Source organism: Ruegeria sp. YTSC004, from assembly GCF_059609805.1.
This window is the reverse complement of sequence record NZ_JBXWMJ010000013.1, coordinates 85,814-108,616: the sequence shown is the minus strand read 5'-3', so window position 1 is coordinate 108,616 and position 22,803 is coordinate 85,814. Positions and strand designations below refer to the sequence as shown.

The following is a 22,803-nucleotide window of genomic DNA, read 5'->3' as shown; positions in this document are numbered from 1 at the left end:
AGGGTTGGGTGCAGCGGCAAAAATGCCGCTGCAGTTGCCGGTTGAGACAGGGTTTTACTGAACCTTGGCAAGCTCTTCGTTCATGGCTGCGACTGCGGCAGCAGCGTCAATCTCATCGTCGATATATTGACGAACGACACGGTTGATGGCCTGAGAGTTGATCATCTTCGACGCCAGAGAGAGCTGCCCGTCGGTTACACCCCAGCGCTGCGCGACATCCAAACCTCCGACGATCTCATCAATCATGGCCTGATCGTACAGCTCACCCAAAGGTGCTTTGCGATCCACACCTACCGGCAGTTCCGCCCAAGCGTCGGCAAAAGCTGTTGGATTGTCAGCATTTCCGCGACGTACCGGAAACTTGCCTTCGGGTGCGATGGCCAGAGTTTGCGTATAACCGTCATCCATCGCGAACTTCACAAAGTCCATCGCAGCGTCGGTATCGGCATCACTGGTGATCCCGAAATACCGCACGTCACCCCAGGCTGCACCGTCTGGATTGGATGGACCGGAGAAATTGGTGACGATCCCCGTTTTGGTTGCCAGCTCGCTCGACGTCGGGTCGTCGGAAATGGTCGGCGGGGCGCTGTCACGCAGACCGGCCAGTTCGTCCAAAATGAACGGCGACCAGATGATCATTGCGGCCTTGCCATCGAAGTACAGCTCGCGGGACTGCTTCCAATACAGCTCACCGGGGGGCGACGCTTTCGAGATCGCCTTATAGAAGTCCAGGACCTCGGTGGTTTTGGCTTCGTCCAATGCTTGGAAGCCGTCCGGGCCTACAGGGCTAACGCCGTTGGCAAGGAACACATGTTCCAGAACCTGGCTCATGAAATTCTCATCAACCTTGGTCGCGGCAACAAATCCGTACATCTCTGGCGGGTTGTGCAGTTTCTCCAAAGCAGCCAAAACGTTGGCGAATGAACTCGGGGCATCCAGTCCGGTTTCGTCGAACAGATCCTTGCGATAGACGACCATCTGTGTCCAACCATCGACTGGCACGGATGCGGTTTCATCGTTGAAGGCTGCCATAGTCAGCGCACCGGGCGCGAAGGTATCGGCCCCCAGCTCTTCGATCACTTCGGTTGCGGCTTCGGTGTCCAGAATACCCGCTTCTGCCCAAGGCAAGGCGTATTGCAGCGGATGGTAGACCACGTCCGGCAAATCTCCGGCCGCGAAGGCGGCAGTAGCACGAGTGCCCAGGTCTGTTTCGGTTACCGGGATGACCTCAACTGTGGTGCCAGTTTCGGCTTTAAATTGATCCGCCATTTCCTGCTGCTTCGCCAAGCGTTCAGGCTGTTCCTCGGTCGTCCAAAAGCGAATTGTATCTGCTTGCGCAGATGCCGCCGTCAAGACAATCGCGAGTGATGTTCCAAGCAGCAATCGAGATGCATTTGGTGAATGTTTCATAGGCGGTCTCCTCCCCGGTTATGATCATTGGAATTTCGTATTTTTTGCGCCAGCTCTTCAGGCGTCAGCCTTGGTGGCCCGTCAGATTTCCGTTCAATAAGAACTGCTTCTCTGATTTCGCGTAGATTTTTTGGTTCTTCACCTCTGGTCTGGCGTATGAGTAATGTAGCAAGACGCTCACCAGCACGCTGCGAGTCCACACTAAAGGTCGTCAGTCCTGGATTGACGTATTGGCATTCGGGAATGCCGTCATATCCAAGGATTGAAACGTCTTTTCCGATTTCAAGGCCAAGCTCAGCGCAAACTGGATAACACCCTAAAGCAGCTAAGTCGGTCGCAAACACGATCGCGGTTGGCGGGTGTTCCAAATTTAACAGCGCCCGCGCTTCGATCGCCCCTTCTTCGCGTGTCCGGGCACCTTCTCGGATCAATTCGGGATCATCCCGCAAACCCGCAACTTTTTGACCTTCGAGATACCCGTCGCGGCGCAGGTGGCTGTAGTTGAACTTCGGATCACTGCCGACATAACCGATACGGCTATGGCCAAAGCTGACCAAGCGAACGACCGCATTCCGGATTGCCGTCTCACCGGATATATCAAACCATGACATATCATCCATAGGATCCGATTGGCCGTATTCTGTCCGCCCGTATAGGATAAATGGGACCTGCAATTCTTTGAGGTACTTTACCCGCGCGTCGTCCACTTCGGTCCGGGGCAAAATGAAACCATCTGCCTTGCGTTCTTCGACAAGACGTCCCAACACATTGAGCATATCTTTCCCGGACTTTGCCGTGGAAATTGTCATTGTCCAGTCCGACGCACTGGCTGCTTCGCAAGCGCCTGCCAGAAAATCCTGAAGAAACGGGTTGTGCTGGTCCGGTTCTTCGCTGTTGATGACCATCGCAATAGCGCGAACTTTTCCTGTTCGAATAGCCTGCGCGTGACTGAGCGGGCGATAGCCCATCTTTCTTGCCGTGACCTCAACTCTCTTTCGCGTGACTTCTGAGATGTCTGAATACCCGTTCAATGCGCGCGATACCGTGCTCTTTGAAAGCCCGAGATGATCCGCCAATTCGTCGAGTTTCACCCGCCGTGGCGGTGAGGGGTTCCTAGACTGAGATTGGCGATTTTGCAGATTGGGATTCGTTGTCATCCTACTACTTGTTCGCTTCGAAACCGGTTTCGGCAACAAAAAAAGTCGAACGACCTCTCAGGTGACTTGTTTGAAACGTTAAACGTACTGTGTTCCGACGTTCACGCCACCATCTCGACGCTTCGGTGAGTTGACGAAACCCAGTCCGCGCCGGCGAGCATTCCAGTGGCACGCAATGGTCGCTCCGGCTCGTAAATCTGGACCAGGGTTATTCACCATCCGCATTCGTACACGCGGCTTTAGGCAATCATCTTAGGCGCGTTATTTACACTCGCTCCCTGTTCCCACATGTGTCGCGAAATCCGTAACTGTTTCAGCGTGCTTGTTAGCCTATTTCTGGAACTCGCACGAAGAACCGAATAGATGGTTAAAGGCTCGGGGATTTTTCCTTTATCTCTCGACGTAAGCGCTGAAGGCAAAAACCGAAGGTCAGCTATTGGACAGCCTGATCGATCAGATTGCACCCGTAGCGAAAGGGCCTCTCCGGTTGCCAGAGCCGATGCACAAATTCTTTTGCAAAGCCGTCCTATTCCCTTCGATTGATTTTGAAGACCCAATCCGATATCCAGTCCGGCTGCGTGTTCAGTGTCAAAGCAGAGCCCAGCCCAAGACCAGCAAACCAAACGATGGAGGGTGCCATGTAGTTCTGAAACTGCATGAAAGGCCAAAGACATGGCCCACTACAAACGCAAACGTCCCCGCACCGTGCCTGGGAACGGGTACTCGCTCTTGGGTCTGAGCCGTCGTCTCGGAAAAGACCTGGATGATGTCCGGTGGCTCGGCAATTGGCCGCGCGGCCACGACATCATCTTTCACACACGTCCAACAAGACGCAAATCCAAGGCCCTTGCGCTTGGCATCCTGAAAGGCGCTGATCCTGATGACATTGCTTGGCCGGATAGCCGCAAACCCCATCACTACTACTGGTGAGCATGCACGGCGGAGCATCAGCTTGGCTCCGCCACTTGCTTTTCTTGGTTCAAACAGTCGTTGGTATTTTCGGGTTGGTCTGACGTGTAACCCCTCATCGTCAATTCCCGAACAATATCTCGTATCTCTTTCGGATTCCTGGCAGTAGTCGAGAATTTCCTTACGCGTCGCAGCATCGAACGGCGGCCCAGCGAGGATTTTGCGTATTGCCCGGCGCTTGCTCTCGTGTTCGCGCGCAGGGAGTCCGTGGCATCGCAAAGCGGCGAGCAGGCTGCCCCGGGTGCCACTGGGGACACCATGCATCTCAGTGGTTGGCAGGCCGTTCGTAAGGCGCATGTGCTCGGCATACAGGTCGATGACGTTGACGGGCAGGTCCCACCCCAATGCCCAGAACGCCTCGATCTCGGCGGCAGCGAAGTAGGCCACCACTAGGCTGTTTGGACCGGTCGGGAACGGGGCCTTTTGGCCCAGTTCGTCTCCGAACCGACTCGTGACTTCCCCGGTCCACAGGTCCTTTGCCACAAGACAGATCACACGCATGGTGCCGTCATCCATCGGGATGAACTCGAAGTCGACCGAGATCGGGCGTAGGGGTAGGTACACCGTCTTCACTTCTCCCAGCGCCAGGCTTTCAGAACCGGGTGGTCAATGTCGACAATCAGGGCCTTTCGGAACGCCAACCACATGATTGATACGCGTTCCACATCTTCCGGCCAGCGTGGTTTCTTGCGTTGAAACTCTGCAATATGCACGTCGTACTGGCCCGCATCGCGGCCCCAAGTCATACGGACCCATTGGCCTTGGCCGTCAACACAGGCTTCATGCTTGGCTTCTGTAGCCGAGTGCATGTTTCCGTCGATGTCCGCCTCTTTAACCAGCAGGAGTTGGAGCTTCATGTTAGCGGTACAGATTAGATAGCCAGTCATGAATTGCAGGCCGCCTGAACCTTCCAACTCGTCCGCAATATCGAGTGTCAGGTAGTACGGCATCCGTTCCATATCCTCGCTGGTAGGGTCTATGAAAACCGGGATACCCGGGAAGACGCCGTCATGGTGAACGCGGAACCACACCTTTGTCTTGGTGAGAACCGGTATTGGCGACGGTTGCCGGATGATGGAGGGTCTGTCGCCGGACTTAGCGCGTTCCGCACGAACCTGCTCGGCTTGGGCGAAGACATCCTTGGCGCTTGACTTGCTTTGCATTTTTTAGCGGTTTTGCACGGCTGGAATTTTTTCGAAATTACCTTGGGGTTTTTCGGGCCGTCACAGTTTTCTGAATCGCTCATGATGCACCTACCGCATGAGCGTTTAGCCAGTCGTCAAGATCGGTTGTTTTGTAGACGATACAGCCCGCTATTTTAATGAAACGAGGCCCGCCCGACCGATTGCTTTGCACTCTAAGTTTAGCGAGTTTTGACGTTGATATGCCGCAATAGGCGGCGGCTGCATGGCAGCGGAGGTATGGGGTCGCGATTTTGGGTCAATCCGATCAAGGACGAAATTTCCATTCTACGACCGTAATACGGCCCAGAGCAACCGTAGCCGGAATGAGCGACTGACGGCTCAATCGCCGCAGCCACCACCGTCGCCAGAAGCACAGTCACCTGCATCTTTGTCGGCAAAAGGGTCATCACTTTCAAAAATCAGCGTCAGCTCACTTCTGGAGGTCAGGCTATTGAGGGTGATAACAAAACAGACAAGCGGTACGCTTAGCCAAAGCACTCCAAACAAAAGATCGCCACTTTGAACAATGGAGCTGGCGCCGATGCAAATGAACACCAGCAAGAAGATCAGCATTGTGAAAGTACCAACTCTGTCTTTCCGCTTCCAAATCCCTTTTGGGGGTGTTCCAAACAGGTCCGAATAGGCTTTGACTGTGGCTTTATAGTCTTCCAGATGTTGGAGCCCGTGACCGCCGGGGTTGTGGTGTACTGGTTTGCCCAGCTTCTTGCAAAAGACATCCCAATAGTCGCGGCTGTGTTGCATGTGCAAATGCCAAACCAAATCGACCGCGCTTGAGGGAACGTTACGCTCTGGTCGCGTGGCACAAAGATACATGAACTTTTGATATTCGGCGATAGCCACATTGGCGGTATCGCGAGAGATGCGGTTTTCGGCCATTAGTTGTTCAATGAACGGCGAGCCTGCAGCATCATCAGGCATTTTATGCGTCTTAATCAGCTCCCATAGCTGAGTATTGAGAGAGGTCATCGGAGCCTCCTATGTTTTCTCTTTTTTCAATTTTTGACTAACGCACAAATATGACAAGTATGTGACACCTTGCCGATCTTCTCGGCATGTCGAAGCACTCACAGATTACGTTGGATGTCCCGCTCTTCGTTCGTCATCAAAACTTCCTCCACCCCAAATCAGGGAATTTACAGGAAGTGTCCCGAGAGCCCGTGAATACCCGCACACTTGTAAAAAGTGCCGCTTGGGACACCGTTCTCTGTTACACAATACCCCCACAATCAAGCGACAGAATTGAATCCTCGGAAATGCGGCAGTGATTAGCAACGGAATGAGGGCGCGGATTTGGTATTCATTCTTTCATTGCCAAGCGATTATGTTCAAAAACTAGGGTAGCAACACACTGAGATTGGGTGGTTCAGAATTCAATAGACTTTCATTTTGTGTTGGCTAGAAGACGCACTGCGAGTGCTGGGCAACCTCCTGGTGATACAAGTGTAGGGGATTTTCTCGAGATCGCAGAGAAAGGCACCTGGCGAAGAGATCGAAAAAACATCGCTTGCAGTAGATTCGAAGTCTGCTCGGAAATGCGTCGTGCTTTTTACGCAAATCACTGAATAGTTTGTGGGATTCAGCCCTATATGGGTAAAATGCGCACGATCAAGGCATTGGTTGCGAATACTCGTCACAACGAGGTCAATCTCGGCCTCATACCCAACCAATCTTAGTGCTGCCGTCTTGCCGAGCGTCGCAACGCCGCCGCCATACATTTCTCCGGTATAGCGGCACGTGCCATCACCCACAGCAAGGACTTCAAACTCTGCCATGACCGGAACGTTGCCAGCCAGGTCAGACTTTGCGCCGATAGCCAAATTGACCAACGCGCCTTCACCTGCCACATGGGCCTGATTTGCACTTTCCGGATCATGGAACAGACCCATCAGTACGCCTTTTACCCCGCCTTCAATCAGTGCCGCCAACAGTCCAGTGGTGTCGGACGTCCCGCCTGCCCCAGCATTATCTTGAACATCTGCCAGAACGACTGGCCCTACCCGACTTTGACCGCATGTCGAAACTGCCTCCTCCAAAGACAACATCGTGCAATCAAGATCTGCTTCCCGGGCCGCAAACAAGTTGACGATTTCTTCAGCGGCGGCGGCGGCGCTATCGGCAGTGGCTGCATAAGCAATGCACGATGGCCCGGTGTCGGGGAAATCCGCTGCCGTGAATCCAAGAGCGATCTCCGCCAGAATTCCCTGCTGCTCCAACCTTGTCGGCTTTAGATAAATTTCATCGAAAGGAGGAGAACCAGTGTATTGTGCATGCAGAGGGATGAGGTAAGGCACGGTCCGGAACGCCTTGTATAGGGCTCCGCCAGTTAGCAATCGTTGCAAAACCGGAACGCATCTGGCACCTGTCTCTGCCATATCCAAATGAGGGTAAGTGCGAAAAACTGACAGGTAGTCCGCATGCGCCACCATCCGAGCCGAGACGTTGGCGTGTAGATCCAAACTTGCGACGACAGGGACAGTGGAACCCACAAGCTCTCGAATGCGGCGCAAAATCTCTCCTTCACCGTCAGCATGGCTTTCGGTGACCATTGCCCCATGGAGATCAAGATAAACGCCGTCAATCGGGCCTGCATCGCGAATGCCGTCCAACAGCATCCCGCAAATCGCCTCAAAGGCGTGATCGGTGACATGCGCGGACGGCTCGGCTGAGCACCACAGAATTGGCACAACCTCAAACCCAGCCGCTTTAGCGGTCGCAGCAAATCCTGCGATCGGTAAGTTCATGCCATCGCTTTCCAACAAGACCTTTTCGCCGCGCAACATTCCGGGCCAGGAATCCGCCATCTCGAACTCGTGCAGACCGGCCTTTGTCACACCAAAGCAGTTCGTTTCATGCTGAAACCCTGCGATCACAATACGCCTGATCGTCATTCCATACGCTCGATTACTTGTTCAGCATGCGGCACACCAAAGACAATTTGACCATTGCGGATCGTTTCAAGCACCTGTGTATCGGTCAGGTGCTCAGGAGCGATTAGTGGGTTACGCGAAAGGATAACGAAGTCAGCTACTTTACCCGGTTCGATAGACCCACGCTGATCTTCTTTGAAGACCTGCCAAGCGGCATCGATGGTCTGAGAACGCAAAGCTGACAGAACGCTGATCTTCTGATCCTCGCCCAGTACACGGCCTGAAGAGGTTTTCCGATTTACCGCGCAATGGGCCAGGTGGATCGGACGTGTTGGCGTGACCGATGCATCATTGTGGATCGTGTATCGCACGCCAAACCGTTCTGCTGATGCGGCCGGGGATATCCGCTCGGACCGCTCAGGCCCAAGGAAGGAGTCGTAATGGCGATCCCCCCAGAAATACACATGAGCGGGGAAGAAACTAACAGTAAGACCAAGCTGGGCCATGCGCTTAAGCTGATCATCCCGCAGGGCCTGACCATGGATGATAGTATGACGGTGATCTTGGCGTGGGTGCGCCTGAAGCGCTTTGTCCACTGCATCAATGAACATCTCGGCGCCGGCATCGCCATTGCAGTGGCAATGAATCTGCAAACCCGAACAATGGAGATTGCTGACATCAGCATCCAGCTGCTCTTGCGAGGTGTAAGTCATCCCACAAGGGTGTTCTGGATCAGACGGCTTGAAATACGGGGCAGTCAGATACGCGGTCTGCAGTTGAAAGGCCCCATCCGTGAACAGTTTGCGCGGACCTAGTGTGAAATGCGGGTTGCCGGGCCAGTTCGTGCCGATCCATTGGGTACTTAGCTCTGGCTCCAGATTTCCGACGGGTAACAGCTCGATATTAATTCCCGGATCATGATCGGCGGGCAGACTGGCGAAGTGATCCAGCATAGTTTGCGACGTCCAGGCATTTTGGGCATAGGTCACCCCATGGGTCAGATATTCGTCACGGCAGGCATCAAAGCCCTGCCAGAACCTTTCGCGGTCGATCAGGAAATCGGTATCGCCCATCTCGCCCATGGCCGATAACCCTTCGATCAATCCCGTTAGGGCTCCGGTTTCGGGATCACGGCCAAAGCGGCCGCCCTCTGGGTCAGGTGTGTGACGGGTTACACCGCGCCTTTCCAGCGCAAGAGAATTGGCCACACCATTGTGGCCCGAGGCATGGATTACCCAGATTGGATGACGTTGCGATACGTCGTCCAACTCGGCCCGCGTCGGCATGCGACCTTCGAAAATAGAGGTATTGTCAATCGACACCCCCATGATCCATTCACCCTCGGGCGTTGCGTTGGCCTTTTCCCGAAGCCTGTCCAACGCCTGCGCCATGGTCCGGCAATCCCCTAAAGGAGGCGACGACAAGTCAACTCGGAACAGCCGAATGAACCCCGTATCCGGGAAATGCCCGTGAGGGTCAATAAACGCGGGCATCAGAGTACGCCCCTGCAGGTTGCGTTCCTGAGTATCTGCAGGCATGCAAGCGCGCAGATCGGCCTCGGTTCCAACGTTCTTGATCTTGTCTCCTTCGGTCAGAACGGCCTCCGGCGAAGAATTCTGCGCATCCATAGTCAGGATTGTGCCGTTGAAAAAAAGTGTACTTGGCATTGGATTTCCTACTACGACAACGGCGCCAGACAACGCAGCCCGTGGCCGCCGTCCACTTCCCATTGTGGGGTCTGAGTGCAAATGTCCTTTGCAAAAGGACAGCGTTCACGGAATTCACATCCAGAGGGGCGTTTGAGCAGGCTGGGAGGCTCACCTTTTAGGGCGATCCGTTCCAACCGCGCATCCGGATCGGGTTCTGGGTTGGCGCTTAAGAGGCAGCGGGTGTATGGGTGGCGCGGATCGCTGAAAATCGTCTCGGTTGTGCCTTCTTCTACTAATCGACCTAGATACATGATGCCCATTCTGTCGGCCACGTGCCGTACAACGCTGAGGTTATGGGTGATGATTACCATCGCCAGTCCCAGCCGTTCGCGCAGATCGTTGAGCAGGTTCAAAAGTTCACCCTGCACCGACACGTCGAGGCCTGCGGTCGGTTCATCCGCGAGGATCAATTTCGGCTCCAACGCCAGCGCTCGGGCCACGCCTACTCGCCGCGCTTGCCCACCCGACAACTGGTAGGGATAGCGGTCTGCGAAATGCGTGGGCAGATTGACCATTTCCAGCAGTCGCTTGGCTTCTGCATCCAGATCTTTGTCTTTCAGGCCCTGAATACGGTAAGGCTCAGTGATCAGGCTGCGGATTGTCAGACGCGGCGACAGGCTTCCCACCGGATCCTGAAACATCATTGCCATGTCTTTGCGCAGCGGGCGCATGACACGTTCTGGCGCGCCGCGAATTTCCTGCCCCTCAAAAGTGACTGAGCCGTCTTGCGCAGGCGCAAGACCCGCAATGGCGCGTATCACAGTCGTTTTGCCGGATCCGCTTTCGCCAACCAGCGCGTAGGTCTCGCCGGGTTGCACGGTAAAGCTGACACCCGCCAAAACATTGACTGGGCCATAGCTAGTTTTTAGGTCCACGACGTTCAGCAAGCTCATGTTGTGACCTCCTGGTGGTTCAGCCAGCATGCGGCGTGATGGCCTTCTTTCAATTGATCCAACGGCGGTACTTCGGTGGCGCACCGTGCCATCGCTTGATCACAACGATCGCGGAAGATGCAGCCACCCGGCAGGTTGGCCAGATCAGGCACTTCACCGGGAATGGTCGGCAAAACACGCGCGCGTTCTTTGATATGACCGGGATCACATTCGATCAGGCGGCGTGTGTAGGGGTGTTTTGGGTTGTGGAAAATCTCACGCACTTCGCCGCTTTCGACAACTGCGCCAGCATACATCACCACCACCCGGTCGCAGAGTTCCGCAATCACGCCCAGATGGTGCGAGATGAACAGGATGGCACAGTGAAACTCGCGCTGAAGTTCTTGCAGACGCTCGATTATCTGAACCTCAAGCGTCGCATCTAGTGCTGTTGTTGGCTCATCCGCGATCAAAAGATCAGGTTCAGACATCAACGCCATCGCAATGGCGATCCGTTGACGCATCCCGCCCGAGAATTCATGCGGATACTGCTTCAAGCGCGCTTCGGGATCGGGAATGCCAACTGCGCCCAGCATCTTGGCCGCGTGGGCCAGCTTGTCCGCCTTTGACTGTTTGGAGCGGTGCTGAATGTCCAGCATCTGCTGCCCTATGGTCAAAACCGGATTATGCGTTTGCATCGGGTCCTGAAAGACGATGGATATGTCCGCCCCACGCAAGTCGCGCATGTGTCGTTCTGAGGCCTGCAGCAAATCTTGCCCTTTGAACCTGATCTCTCCTTCGCGGAACCGCGTATTGGGTGCGGTCAGGCGCAGGATGGATGAGATCAGAGTGGATTTACCGCAGCCGGATTCCCCGACGATGCCAACGATTTCGCCCTTGTTGACGTCGAATGTAATGTCCCTCAGAGCTTTGAGGTCACCACGGCCTGTTTCGTAATCGACGCTGAGGTGGTCGATTTCCAGAAGTGTCTCAGTCATCGCTGCTTCCTCAGTTTCGGGTCAACCACGTCGCGCAGGCTTTCGCCCAGAAATGTGAAACCAAGCGTTGCCAAGATGATCGGCAGACCCCCGCCCACCACCAGCCACGGCGTTTGACGGATCAGAGAATAGCCATCCTTAAGCAAAGCACCCCAGCTGGGCGTCGGGGGTTTCACACCCAGCCCCAAAAAGGACAGGCCCGCCTCCAGCGCGATGACTGTCGGGATATCCATCGCCGCCAGCACAGCTAGAACGCCGATGATATTGGGCAGCATATGCACGCCTAGAATGCGCGCCATGCTGGCTCCCATCGACCGCTCGGCCAGAATGAATTCAGAATTGCGCAGGGTCAGCGTCTGGGTCCGGGCCACGCGCCCATAGGTCGGGATTGAGGTTGCCATGACCACGAACACCACAGTTTGCAGACTGGGTCCGACAAGAGCCACAACGGCCAAGGCGAACATCACCGTCGGAAAGGACCGGATGGTATCGAAGAGCAACATCAGAAGGTTATCCAGCCATTTCGGCCCATACCCGGCAATCATGCCCAATGTCAGGCCAATCGCCATTGCACCGAACACGGCCGGCAATGCAACCTTGAGCGCAACCTGCCCCCCCGCGATGACCCGCGAAAACGTATCGCGCCCCAATTGGTCTGTACCCAGCAGATGTGCGGCGGACGGTCCTTGCAAGCGGGATTTGATATCCATCGCAATCGGATCATATGGAACGATCCAATAGGCGAAGATTGCGCAGAACACGATTACGCCGACGATGATCAGGCCCATAAGTCCAAGCGGGTCACGGGCGACGCCGGTGATGATCTGCCCAAGTTCGGAACGAGATTTTTCCATAACGCTCCCTCCTCAATGCGCCGTGCGCGCGCGCGGGTCGAGCAACGCATTGATCAGGTCTGCCAACGCGGTCGACACTACGAACAACGCCGTTGATATGAGGACCGAACCCATAACAATCGGGTAGTTTCGGGTGGTGATGCTATCGATCACCAGTTTGCCCAGACCCGGTCGGGCAAAGACAATTTCTGCAAAAACGGCGGAGCTGAGAAGAAAGCCCATCCCAACCCCGATCACGGTAACGACCGGCAAAATGGCGATCCGCAGTGCATAAACCATGACCACGCGACGCTCGGCGATCCCAAAGGCGCGCGCGGTGCGCACATGGCTTTCGCCCATAACCTCGAGCATCGAAGCGCGTACAAGTCGAGCAATATAGCCGACCCAGCTGAGGCCGATCGCAAAGGCTGGCAGAACCAGATGGTCGAGACGGTCCCAGAACCCCTCTCCGGCACCGATGGCGGGAAACCATTGCAAATGCACGGCGAATACCAGCAGCGCTAAAAGCGCGACAACAAAGGCCGGGGCAGCCACGAAGCTGACGGATATTGCGGCGGCGATCCGGTCGATCAGCGTGTTGGGATGCGCCGCCGCATAGGCACCAAGTGCGATGCCCAGGCTTGCAGACCACAGGATTGACGCAAAAATCAGTTCCAGCGTGAACGGCAATTGCTGGAACACGATATCGGTCACGGAACGGCCCGAGAAAACATCGGTTCCAAGGTCACCCTGCAAAAGGTTTCCGTAAAAGATCAAAAGCTGTTTCCAGATCGGTTGATCAAGCCCCAGCGCCGCTGTGAGTTGGGCCTGAAGTTCGGGCGTGGCACGCGGGCCCAGCATGATCTGGACCGGATCGCCAGGCACGGCGCGGATCATCAGGAACATGACGGTGACCGCCACGAACAGGATGAGCAGCGACAGCCCGAAGCGACGGGTTGCGAAATTCAGCATGGCCAACTGGCTCCTTAAGGCTTGATGGCGTTAGTATTGGTACGACGGACATTTCCAGCCCGCCGTACCCATTCGAACTGGGGTGGTCAGGTCGCCTTGCCGAAATAACGAAGCAGGGACAGGCCATCTGGCCGCAGCGCTGGAATGACACGTGCGCTGTGAATAACCGGTGTCGCCTCGTGTGTGATAAAGCGGTAAGCACCGCTTTCCTCCATCAGATCCTGCGCGCGCTGATACATTTCCGCCCGCTTGGCGACATCCGTTTCAGCTGCAGCCGTTTCATGGATTTCGTTGAATTCAGGACTGTCAAAGCGTTCCCAGTTCCACTTTCCGATCTGTTCAGGCGTGAACCACGACGTCGCATAATACGGATCGGGCGTCATCGAATAGCGGTTCAAAACAAGCTGCAGGTTTTCATTGTCACCAGACGCCCAGAACGCCCCGGATTCCAGAACGTTCACCTCAACCGTGATCCCGATCTGCGCGAGCGTGGCCTGAATGATCTGAGCGGTTGTCGTGAACGTCGTCTTGTTCAACGTGTCGAGGGTCAGTGTAACGTTGGTTTCACCGGATTCCGCCAGCAGTTGCGCCGCTTTCTCAAAATCCGCCGCCGGTGGCACCAGCGAAGAAGCCCGATGCCCGGCGAGGCCCGGTGCGATGATGCCGGTCGCTGGTTCGGCAGCGCCAAAATAGGCGGCCTCCAGAATGCTGGGTACATCCACTGCGTGCTGAATCGCTTGCCGCAGTTTTTGATTTTGAAGCTTCGGATGCTCGACGTTCATGCCCATCCAGACATAGTAGAGCGAGGGCTTCTCAACCAACGATCCGCCATTGGGCACCCCGGCACGATACCGTTCGACCGAACCCAGCGACACGCGGGTGACGTCCAGTTCACCGGCCTCAAAAGCGATCTCGGCGGTGTTTTCATCGTCAATCGGATAGATCTCGACGGTGTCCCAAGTGGGCGCGTCCCCTTTCCAGTCGGGGTTGCGCTTAAGAACCGTCTTTTCCTTGGGCGACCAGCTGTCCCGCAGATATGGGCCGGACTCTGCCACCGGATCAGCGCCGATCCGGCCACCGGCGGCTTCGACAGCGGCCTTCGACACGATGTTGCCGGTAATGTAGGGAAGGGCGATCGACCAGATCGGTGCGAACGGTTTGTTCAGCACGATCGTGCCTTCGCGTTCGCTGGTCACGTCCACGTGGCTGAATGACCCCAGATCGGGCTTGTTCGGACTGTCGGTTGCGTCGTCCACGATCCGTTCCATGCTGAACTTGACGTCCTCGGCGGTCATGGCGCCAAATCCATTGGTGAACCCGATATCGTCACGCAACGCGAACTTGATATGGGTCGGATCAACCTGCTCGATCATCGTGGCGGCATCCATCTGCCAGCCCCATTCCTCGCCTGGTTTGTACTGGATCAGCTTGTTGTAGATCGAGGCATGAACCTCTTCTTCAACGACACCAACAGAATGGGCCGGATCCATATTCTGCGCATCGCCATAGGCTCGCACCCGCAGCACGCCGTCATCTGCAGCAAGCACACGGTTCGCCCATCCCATCGGAAGCGCCGTAGCGGCCCCAAGCGCGGTTGCGCCCTTCAGAAACCCCCGGCGGCCTACATTGGCCTTTGTCCATTCGATCTTCATAGTATCCTCCCTTAGATTAAGTCACAGAAGCCCGCGCGGAATGGTTTCGGACCATTCCTTCGTCAGAACTTCGATTTCATCCGCGCCTTCGGTGGCGCGTAGCTTGCGGTCGAGATAAAAATTCTGTGCATCGCAGGTCATCCGGCATTCGGTTGAGATGGCGACCTGCCAATCCGCTCGTTCGAAGGTGAAATTCCAGGCGGTCTCGAAACATGCGGATGCCGGATCATCGGGGTGAATGCCGTAGTGCATGCGCACGTCACTACCGGCAGTCAGATCATGGTAGGGATCGCGCGCTTTGCCATAGTCATCAAATGTCTCCAGAACGATCCGACCATCGTCAGTCATGATGCGTTCGGATTGCGCGGATGGCAGACGCAATTGTTCAGCGGCAAGAACCGGATAATCCTGTGCCGGACCAGGTTCCGAGGCTTGAACTTCGTGCGTGACTTCGCGCACCGGCAGATGCAGGGCGCACTCCTGTAAGTGCAAAGTCACCTCGGCCGAACGGGGCGATGGCCAAACGATCGGCCAGTACGACGTCGTCAGCGCCAGTCGCAACACGTGGCCCTCGCGCAGATGATGCGCGCACTCATTTAGGGCAATCTCGGCCTCATAGATTTCACCCGGTTGCAGGGTTTCGGGCGCTTCGTGGCTGCGGTAGTGGCACAGGTTCAACGGACGATAGCTGATGCGCTGCGATACTCCTTCGGGCGAGACATCGCACAGCCTTGCGACAAGCTGGGCAACGGGTTGATCCACCGAGAATCGAAACTTTAGCTTTGCGCGGCCCAACAGCTCCAGCGGGGCTTGCAGCGGTGCGCTTTCAAAACACACCGACAGGGCATCATCCCTTGCCTGGTCGCCTGCAAGTTCATTGTCGATCCGCATGCCAGCGCAGAAATACCCGCCTTCCCGGCCGACATGACTGGGCGAGGCTATTGCAACCGTATCTGTCGCCGGTTCCTGCAAAAACCCGCCGGGTGTCAAATGCCAGACCTGTTCGGACACGTACGGCGACGGCCAGGTGGTTTCGGCAATCCAACGACCTCGCCGGGCAGAGTTGTGCGCCGTCGGGTTAAAATGCTCCTGCATGTACGTCCGGTACACGGGCAGGTCCTCGGCCCCATTTTCCTGCCCCTTCAGCCAGCGGTCAAACCAGCCGATCACTTCGGAATGAAAGTCTGCAGGATCAAGTTTAGAGATGTGAGGATAACGGTGTTCCCACGGCCCGATGATGGCTTTGGTTGGCACCGTCAGACTTGCCGCCAAAGCCGGGGGCGCATTGACATAAGCATCTGCCCAGCCGGTGATTGCCAAAACGGGGGTTTGGATCGCGGACCAATCCTCGCAAACCGATCCATGTTTCCAAAACGCGTCACGCGTTTGATGGCGCAGCCAATCTGCGGCAGAGAATGGAACGTTTCTTAGCCGAGCCAGCCAGTCCTCTCGCCAGTCTGCACGAAGGTCCGGATCAGCGGGGCGGGTCAAATAGGCAAACATCTGGCTGCCCCAGTTCATGTTGTCACTCAGCAGGCACCCGCCCATAAAATGGATGTCATCCGCATAGCGATCCACGGTCGAGGCGACGCTGACAACGGCCTTCAACGCAGGTGGTTGCCGAAAGGCCAGTTGCAGGCCGTTGAATCCGCCCCACGATATTCCGATCATCCCGATATGACCGTCGCACCAATCCTGCGCGGCGATCCAGGCCAGGACCTCTTCACCATCGCGCAGTTCCAGCTCGGAGTATTCGTCGTCGAACTGCCCTTCGCTGTCCCCGGTGCCCGCGATGTCGACCCGGACGCAGGCATAACCTGCGTCGGCAAATACGGTGTGGGTCGTTTCATCTCTTGGCGCGGTGCCGTCGCGTTTGCGGTAAGGCAGGTATTCCAGAATTGCAGGGGCGGGACTGGATTCGGGCAACCAGATGCGCGCAGCCAACCGTCGCCCGTCGGCGAGCGTGATCCATGTGTTTTCGATGGGTTCAATTGGCATCTGGTCGCTTGTCTGTTGCAAAGTGATGCCGAAGAAGAAACCGATTTGCAGATAAAGCAAATTGTGTGATCTTGCGCGAACTGACGCGAATTGTCGTGATATAGCGTCAGAACGCGAAAGGTTTTGCCTATGTCAGAGAATTTTTCTGCCAACCTGCGATCATTATGCGCAGAGCATGGGAACATTTCGCAGATTTGCCGAGATATCGGCGTCAACAGACAGCAGTTCAATCGCTACCTGAACGGCGCCAGCCTACCCTCTGCCCACAACATGCGGCGTATTGCGCGTCATTTCGACCTGACAGAAGCCGACCTGTTCGCGGAAACAGCAAGTTTCGAACGAATGCTCAAGCGTGCTCTGCCACAAGCCGGGAATACACCTACGGACGCGTTTCTGGGCCCTTTTCGGGGCCAGCAAAAAAACCTGCGACGTTACGTAGGCTTCTATCATTCCTATTTCTGCACGCCGTCCTGGGAAGGTAAGATTTTTTGTTCCCTGATCCGAATTCAGGAAAGTGACGGACTGTTCACTATTCGATCCCGGGAAATTGCCACCTCGCCAGACAAGAGCACACACCAGATTTCGCGTTACTCTGGTCTAGTGACGATGCGGGGTAACAGGATATTCGTGACCGAACATGAGCTGGCGCGCGAAGGCAGCGTCGCCAATACGATTTTGTATTCCGCACACCGCCAGCAACTAAAATATCTGCGCGGCATGACCATGGGCGTCGCCTGGCGCCCATACCCGCACCCCTACGCAGCCAAAACAATCTGGAAGCGCTTGCACGAGCGCGTATCAGCACGCGAGGCCATTGCCTCCTGCGGTATCTACCCTGCCCAAAGCAATAGGATCGATCCAACTGTCCGGAAGCACCTTTACGAGATTTGAAGCGCCGAAGCGACACAAGCGGCGGCACATTTTCTTTGGTGCGGCATCCAATTCCGGTGGCAATTTTTGATCCAAGGTTCGCGAAATCTGATGTGTCGATCAGCCTGATAACGCGACTTCATTTCCTACCGCTCTGATTCCAGGATTTGAAGCCCGAGATAATTTAGCGCCAGCTTTGCAAGAAGGCCCTGTTGACGCCATGGCATGAACCTTCTCCACTGCTTTAGCCAACACTAACCTAGGATCAGGACTCGTTGTTGCTTCATAGCTATCAACCTTGAAAAGTTCTCACCAAAGGCAGAAACCGCTACGATGTTCGGAGGTCTTCACGCTTTTTGCCTTTGATGGTTCCATGCCCCATCGCTAATTCTCTACAAGATTGGGCGGCAGCACTATTGGGATCCAAGCGGCAATCGACTGGGAATACGCAATTGAAAGGCTTTGGCTACGAGAGGGGCTGAAAGGGCCCCTAAAACAACCGACGAAAGGACGGCTCTGGGTGAATCCCTCTCGGGACATTGCGTTGCAATGCCCTGCTGGGCGATGGATAGGTCGCGTGTTCGGCTGGATGGCGCTTAGTAGCTGGGGGTATCACCAGTACCAGTTGTCGGCTTTCCAAGAAGGGGTTTTGTCTCTACGTCAAATCTGAGCGTCGCCAAGGCTCATAACATGAATTTGCCTGGGAAAAGCCCGCCTAAAAACCTTCGAATAAGTTCCGCAGAGCGTCGTCGCGAAAACATCTGCATATCGGTCAGGTAATTTACCCACATACCTTCCAGCAAGGCCAGAGTTCCGCTGGTGGCATCATCCACCAAGTTCGGATCTTGCTCGTTTTGTTGGGCTATCTCCAAGAACGCACGCCGCAAAGTCTCGACAAGTTTGGGGTCCTGAGTGCTGCTGTATCGGGCAATACCTGGATGTGAACTTGCGATGCCTCGGAATGCATGCCAGATTTTCGTACTTCGTGGATTGAGCAAAGCTTCGGACAGATCCGCCTCGATCACAGCCATCACTCGGTCTTCGGGCGATGCATCCGAGCCCAGATCGGTCATTCTGTCCATCTCGGCATAATACTCAGTACTGAAATGCTGGGCCGCAGCGGTCAGCAAATTGTCCTTCCCCCCGAAATGCAAATGGATCATTCCGCGCGACAGACCTGAGCGCTCGCAGATGCGACTGACCGAGGTATCGGTAACTCCAATATCAGCAATTGTATCCAGTGTCGCCTTAATCAGAAGCTGCCTATTGGCTTCCGGATCGCGCTTCGAACTACGCTTTCTTCCTTTAGGATCTGTCACTCTATTCAATGATTCCATTATCTTAGGGTCTTCTCATATGGGCCGCTCACAGGGAGATTGACACGAAAGGCCTTTCTGGCGCAACATTAAATGGACGATCGTCCATTAGCGACTCGTAAGTACCGAGATGGGAGATAGGGTGATTTTTCGTAGCGAAGCGTCCCGGGGTTATACCCTAAGCGCACCAGCCACGGCATACGTGGGGTTTCTGGTGGCGGCGCCTTTGGTGATCCTGATCGCCTATTCGTTCTGGACCCAAACCTACGTAACGCTCGACAAGACACCGACGTTGAAAAACTATAGCGACGCGCTTGCTGATCCGCTGGTTCGACACTTAATGCTAAGGTCGATCTGGATTGCCGGAGCAGTTACGGTAGTCACTGTCGCATTGGCCTATCCCATCGCCTACTTCATCGCGATGAAGGCCCGGAAAAAGACTATCTGGCTTCTGCTCATCACCATTCCGTTCTGGTCCAGCTATCTGCTGCGCGTATTTGCCTGGAAACTCATCCTTGGGTTCAACGGGGTGATGAATTCTGCACTGATGATGCTTGGTCTGATCGACGAACCGCTCGACTTCCTGCTGTACAACGAATTCGCTGTCGTGCTGACGCTTGCTCATGCGTGGGCACCTTTTGCGATCCTGCCGATCTATGTCTCGTTGCAGAAGATCGATCCAAGTCTGTTGGAGGCCGCCACAGACCTCGGCAACAGTCCTTTGCAACGCTTCATGCGGGTGACGCTGCCGCTGACGATCCCGGGGATCATTGCGGCTTGCCTGATCATCTTCATTCCGACTGTCGGCGACTACGTAACGCCCGCACTGGTCGGCGGATCGGACGGGAAGATGATCGCTAATCTTATTCAGGTGCAGTTCGGGGCTGCCAACAACTGGCCCCTCGGCGCCACACTTTCGCTGATCGCGATGCTGTCGGTTGGCTTCGTCGCCATCGTGTTTGTCATTACCGCCACCCAGCTTGGGAGGAGGATCAGATGAAGCGCCCCTCGACGCTGACAGCCTATGCTTTTCTGTATTTGGTCTTTCTGTACCTGCCGGTTCTTTTCCTACCTTTGTTCTCGTTCAACAGCGGTACAATCGTTGCCTTTCCGATCAAGGGCTGGACGCTGGACTGGTATCGGAAGCTGGGCGAACAGGATACGTTGATTCAGGCCCTTTGGAATTCGCTGGGTGTCGGCACGGTCGTCGCACTTCTATCCACCGCTATGGGGCTGTTCGCTGCGCGCGCCTTTGTTCGCTATCGTTTTCGGGGTCAGCGTGCAGCTGAAGGACTGGTGATGCTGCCGTTGGTTATTCCGGGCATTATCGTGGCCTCGTCAATGCTGGTCCTGTTTCTGTTTCTCGGTCTCAAGCCGTCTTTGCTGACCGTTGTTCTGGGCCATACGTTCCTCGCCTTGCCATTTTCCGTTTCGATCTTGAAGTCCGCGTTCGATGACTTCGACGCTTCGCTGGAAGAGGCATCTTACGATCTGGGCGTCGGCGTGTTCGAAACCTTCCGCCGCGTGACGCTGCCGGTCGTTTCCCCTGGCATCGTAGCCAGCATGCTGGTCACGTTCACTGTCAGCTTCGATGAGTTCGTCCTGGCCTTTTTCCTGTCAGGCAACCAGCCAACCCTGCCGGTCTATATCTGGAGCCAGATCCGTTTCCCTGCCAAGCTTCCCAATGTGCTGGCGCTTGGCTCCATCTTGCTGCTCACCTCGGTTCTGCTTCTGGTGCTGGCCGAGTATTTCCGCCGCCGCTCATCCGCATCAGAGGTCCGATGACAGACAGAAACATCATAGAACTCAGGGGCGTCGAAAAGCGCTATGGCACATTCCTGGCGGCCAGCGGGATCAATCTCGATCTCAAAGAGGGTGAGTTTTTCTCACTCCTAGGCCCCTCGGGATGCGGCAAGACTACGGTGTTGCGGATGATCGCGGGCTTCCAGGAACCGACCGAGGGCACCGTGCTGATCGACGGTCAGGATATGGAAGGTGTGCCTGCCAACAACCGCCCAACGAACATGGTCTTTCAGAGCTACGCCATCTTCCCGCACCTGAACGTCGGAAACAACGTGGCCTATGGCTTGCGGGGCAAGGCGCCCAAGGCTGAGATTGACCAGCGCGTGGCCGAGGCCCTGGAAATGGTCGAGCTGGGCGGTCTTCAGGATCGCGGTGCAAGCGAATTGTCGGGTGGGCAGCGGCAAAGGGTGGCGCTCGCCCGCGCGCTGATCATGCGACCCAAGGTGTTGTTACTGGATGAACCTTTGTCAGCGCTCGACAAGAAGCTGCGCGAACAGATGCAGTTTGAAATGCGTAATCTGCAGCAATCGCTTGGCATCACCTTTGTGATGGTCACCCACGACCAATATGAGGCGATGACCATGTCCGATCGTATTGGCGTGATGTTCAATGGACGGCTTAAGCAAGTGGACACACCGACCACGCTTTATGCCCGTCCTTGTGATCAGCAAGTGGCCAGTTTCATCGGTGAAATGAACATACTGCCTGCCCAGTTGTTGGGTGAAACCGGCGATATGTTGTCGATCGATGCAGCCGCCTTCGGGCGGATTGAGATTGAGAGAAACCCCAACGTTGCGACCAGCTCTAAAGACATGAACATCGGTATTCGCCCGGAACAATTGGAAATCGCTGCTGAAAAGCCCGAAGACTATCCATCAACGGTTCAAGGCACTGTCAGCAACGTCGCATTCTATGGCGAGAACATTCACTACCACATTCAGGTGGCGGGAGCTGAGAAACCAATCTCGGTCTCAGTTCCAAACTATTTTCACACGGTCGATTTCAAACGCGGCGACGCAGTTTGGCTGGGGCTTCAGGGGGCAAGCGTGATCGATCTAGGTACATACACAAAGTAAAATAGTGGGAGGATAAAATGAGACTTCAGGGAATTGCGGCCTTCGCATGTGCGACGGCGATAAGTACGGGAAGTGCCATAGCAGGTGGCGCCGATCTGACGGTTTTTGACTGGTCGGGATATGAAGATCCCGGGTTCTTTGCCAGCTACATGGAAAAATACGGGAATGAGGCACCAAGCTATTCCTATTTCGGAAGTCAGGAAGAAGCCTTTACGAAACTGAGTTCGGGTTTCACGGCTGATCTGGCGCATCCTTGTTCTGACGCGGTCCGGAAATGGGTCGCAGCCGACCTGATCCAGCCGCTGGATGAAAGCAAACTGACCAACTGGGCCGATGTTCTGCCCGAGATCAAGGAAGTCGACGCCATCGTCCTAGACGGCAAGCTTTACATGTTGCCGTTCGAGTGGGGGAACACGGGCCTTATCTATCGCACCGACAAAATCTCAGGCGACGATATCTCGCTGCAAATGCTGGCGGACCCGGCTTATGCAGGCAAGATCGCCGTCCCGGATGCCGCGTCATCTGCGTACGCCCTGGCTGCGCTGGCCACTGGAAACGCCGACGATTATACCAATCTGAGCGACGAGCAGTTCAAGGAAGCATCTGATTTCCTGCGCTCGATCCACCCGAACATGCGCTTTTACTGGTCCGATGCGGGTCAATTTGATCAGGCCATGACCAGCGGTGAGATCGAATTGGGTTGGGCCTGGAACCAGTCAGAACTGAACCTGATCTGGAACGAAGTGCCTGCCGCGATGATGCGTGATGTCGATAAGGGCATCGCGACTTGGGCGTGCGGTTACGTGCATCTGAAGTCTTCCACGACTCCGGTCGATCAGGTCTATGATCTGTTGAACGCGCTCACTGACCCTGCCAGCGGTCAGTACATCATCGACAACTGGGGCTACCCACATTCCAACGCAAAAGCGTTCGAAGTTGCCGATCAGGCCAACATCGAAGCCTATGGTTTTGCTGACCCTAAAAGCTTCTTCGAAGGCAGTTTGTTCTTTGATGCGGTGAATCCCGAGCTTGAGGCGAAAATGCTGGCAGAATTTGAACGGATCAAAGCCGGCTTCTAACACAACCACTTTTCCGG

At 55.4% G+C, this 22,803-nt stretch carries 19 protein-coding genes; 5 read left to right on the top strand and 14 right to left on the bottom strand.

All coding sequences use genetic code 11. The features are described from left to right. Window positions 1–54: 54 nt before the first annotated feature. The 13 genes from AC2FFP_RS19870 to AC2FFP_RS19810 form a co-directional block, all read right to left on the bottom strand. Window positions 55–1,410, bottom strand: a complete 1,356-nt coding sequence (locus AC2FFP_RS19870) for an ABC transporter substrate-binding protein (RefSeq protein ID WP_496845150.1) — start codon at window positions 1,408–1,410, stop codon at window positions 55–57. Beyond that, the gene (locus tag AC2FFP_RS19865; RefSeq protein ID WP_496845151.1) at window positions 1,407–2,567 is read right to left on the bottom strand and encodes a LacI family DNA-binding transcriptional regulator; all 1,161 of its coding nucleotides are present in this window, start codon (window positions 2,565–2,567) and stop codon (window positions 1,407–1,409) included. Before AC2FFP_RS19865 ends, AC2FFP_RS19870 begins: the two co-directional genes overlap by 4 nt. A 588-nt stretch (window positions 2,568–3,155) precedes the next feature. Further along, on the bottom strand, window positions 3,156–4,100 hold the full coding sequence (locus AC2FFP_RS19860; RefSeq protein ID WP_496845152.1) for a hypothetical protein: 945 nt from the start codon (window positions 4,098–4,100) through the stop codon (window positions 3,156–3,158). 5 nt (window positions 4,101–4,105) lie between these two features. Continuing rightward, the gene (locus tag AC2FFP_RS19855; protein WP_496769375.1) at window positions 4,106–4,699 is read right to left on the bottom strand and encodes a hypothetical protein; all 594 of its coding nucleotides are present in this window, start codon (window positions 4,697–4,699) and stop codon (window positions 4,106–4,108) included. 360 nt (window positions 4,700–5,059) lie between these two features. Further along, window positions 5,060–5,707, bottom strand: a complete 648-nt coding sequence (locus AC2FFP_RS19850; protein ID WP_496845153.1) for a glycine-rich domain-containing protein — start codon at window positions 5,705–5,707, stop codon at window positions 5,060–5,062. A gap of 404 nt (window positions 5,708–6,111) precedes the next feature. Continuing rightward, window positions 6,112–7,629 (bottom strand): M81 family metallopeptidase, encoded by a 1,518-nt coding sequence (locus tag AC2FFP_RS19845; RefSeq protein WP_496769378.1) that lies wholly within the window; start codon window positions 7,627–7,629, stop codon window positions 6,112–6,114. Next, window positions 7,626–9,275 carry an amidohydrolase gene (locus AC2FFP_RS19840; RefSeq protein ID WP_496845154.1) on the bottom strand — a complete coding sequence of 550 codons (1,650 nt, stop codon included), beginning with the start codon at window positions 9,273–9,275 and terminating at the stop codon, window positions 7,626–7,628. The genes AC2FFP_RS19845 and AC2FFP_RS19840 overlap by 4 nt, the downstream gene beginning before the upstream one ends. Before the next feature lie 11 nt (window positions 9,276–9,286). Further along, window positions 9,287–10,210, bottom strand: a complete 924-nt coding sequence (locus AC2FFP_RS19835; RefSeq protein WP_496845155.1) for an oligopeptide/dipeptide ABC transporter ATP-binding protein — start codon at window positions 10,208–10,210, stop codon at window positions 9,287–9,289. Beyond that, complete coding sequence (locus AC2FFP_RS19830) at window positions 10,207–11,187, bottom strand: ABC transporter ATP-binding protein (RefSeq protein ID WP_496845156.1); 981 nt, start codon at window positions 11,185–11,187, stop codon at window positions 10,207–10,209. Before AC2FFP_RS19830 ends, AC2FFP_RS19835 begins: the two co-directional genes overlap by 4 nt. Next, on the bottom strand, window positions 11,184–12,041 hold the full coding sequence (locus AC2FFP_RS19825) for an ABC transporter permease (RefSeq protein ID WP_496845157.1): 858 nt from the start codon (window positions 12,039–12,041) through the stop codon (window positions 11,184–11,186). The genes AC2FFP_RS19830 and AC2FFP_RS19825 overlap by 4 nt, the downstream gene beginning before the upstream one ends. A gap of 12 nt (window positions 12,042–12,053) precedes the next feature. After that, window positions 12,054–12,992: an ABC transporter permease gene (locus tag AC2FFP_RS19820; RefSeq protein WP_170765187.1), complete on the bottom strand. Its 939-nt coding sequence runs from the start codon at window positions 12,990–12,992 to the stop codon at window positions 12,054–12,056. Window positions 12,993–13,078: 86 nt separating this feature from the next. Continuing rightward, window positions 13,079–14,644: an ABC transporter substrate-binding protein gene (locus AC2FFP_RS19815; protein ID WP_496769382.1), complete on the bottom strand. Its 1,566-nt coding sequence runs from the start codon at window positions 14,642–14,644 to the stop codon at window positions 13,079–13,081. Between the two features lie 21 nt (window positions 14,645–14,665). Next, on the bottom strand, window positions 14,666–16,642 hold the full coding sequence (locus AC2FFP_RS19810) for a CocE/NonD family hydrolase (protein ID WP_496881402.1): 1,977 nt from the start codon (window positions 16,640–16,642) through the stop codon (window positions 14,666–14,668). A 129-nt stretch (window positions 16,643–16,771) separates the two neighbouring features. Here AC2FFP_RS19810 and AC2FFP_RS19805 point away from each other — a divergent pair, with 129 nt between their 5' ends. Continuing rightward, a complete protein-coding gene (locus tag AC2FFP_RS19805) occupies window positions 16,772–17,533 on the top strand; it encodes a helix-turn-helix transcriptional regulator (RefSeq protein WP_496725609.1) in 762 nt (253 codons plus the stop codon). Between the two features lie 662 nt (window positions 17,534–18,195). Here AC2FFP_RS19805 and AC2FFP_RS19800 read toward each other — a convergent pair. Continuing rightward, window positions 18,196–18,849: a TetR family transcriptional regulator C-terminal domain-containing protein gene (locus AC2FFP_RS19800; RefSeq protein ID WP_496741652.1), complete on the bottom strand. Its 654-nt coding sequence runs from the start codon at window positions 18,847–18,849 to the stop codon at window positions 18,196–18,198. 109 nt (window positions 18,850–18,958) lie between these two features. Here AC2FFP_RS19800 and AC2FFP_RS19795 point away from each other — a divergent pair, with 109 nt between their 5' ends. Genes AC2FFP_RS19795 through AC2FFP_RS19780 form a run of 4 tightly spaced genes read left to right on the top strand, consistent with a single transcriptional unit; the run spans window position 18,959 to window position 22,786 of the window. Beyond that, window positions 18,959–19,828, top strand: a complete 870-nt coding sequence (locus AC2FFP_RS19795; protein ID WP_496706694.1) for an ABC transporter permease — start codon at window positions 18,959–18,961, stop codon at window positions 19,826–19,828. Then, window positions 19,825–20,613: an ABC transporter permease gene (locus AC2FFP_RS19790; RefSeq protein ID WP_496690593.1), complete on the top strand. Its 789-nt coding sequence runs from the start codon at window positions 19,825–19,827 to the stop codon at window positions 20,611–20,613. Before AC2FFP_RS19795 ends, AC2FFP_RS19790 begins: the two co-directional genes overlap by 4 nt. Continuing rightward, a complete protein-coding gene (locus AC2FFP_RS19785) occupies window positions 20,610–21,707 on the top strand; it encodes an ABC transporter ATP-binding protein (RefSeq protein WP_496769392.1) in 1,098 nt (365 codons plus the stop codon). Before AC2FFP_RS19790 ends, AC2FFP_RS19785 begins: the two co-directional genes overlap by 4 nt. A gap of 17 nt (window positions 21,708–21,724) precedes the next feature. After that, entirely contained in the window at window positions 21,725–22,786 is a 1,062-nt protein-coding gene (locus AC2FFP_RS19780; RefSeq protein ID WP_109310916.1) for an extracellular solute-binding protein, read from the top strand. The last annotated feature ends 17 nt before the right edge of the window (window positions 22,787–22,803 follow it).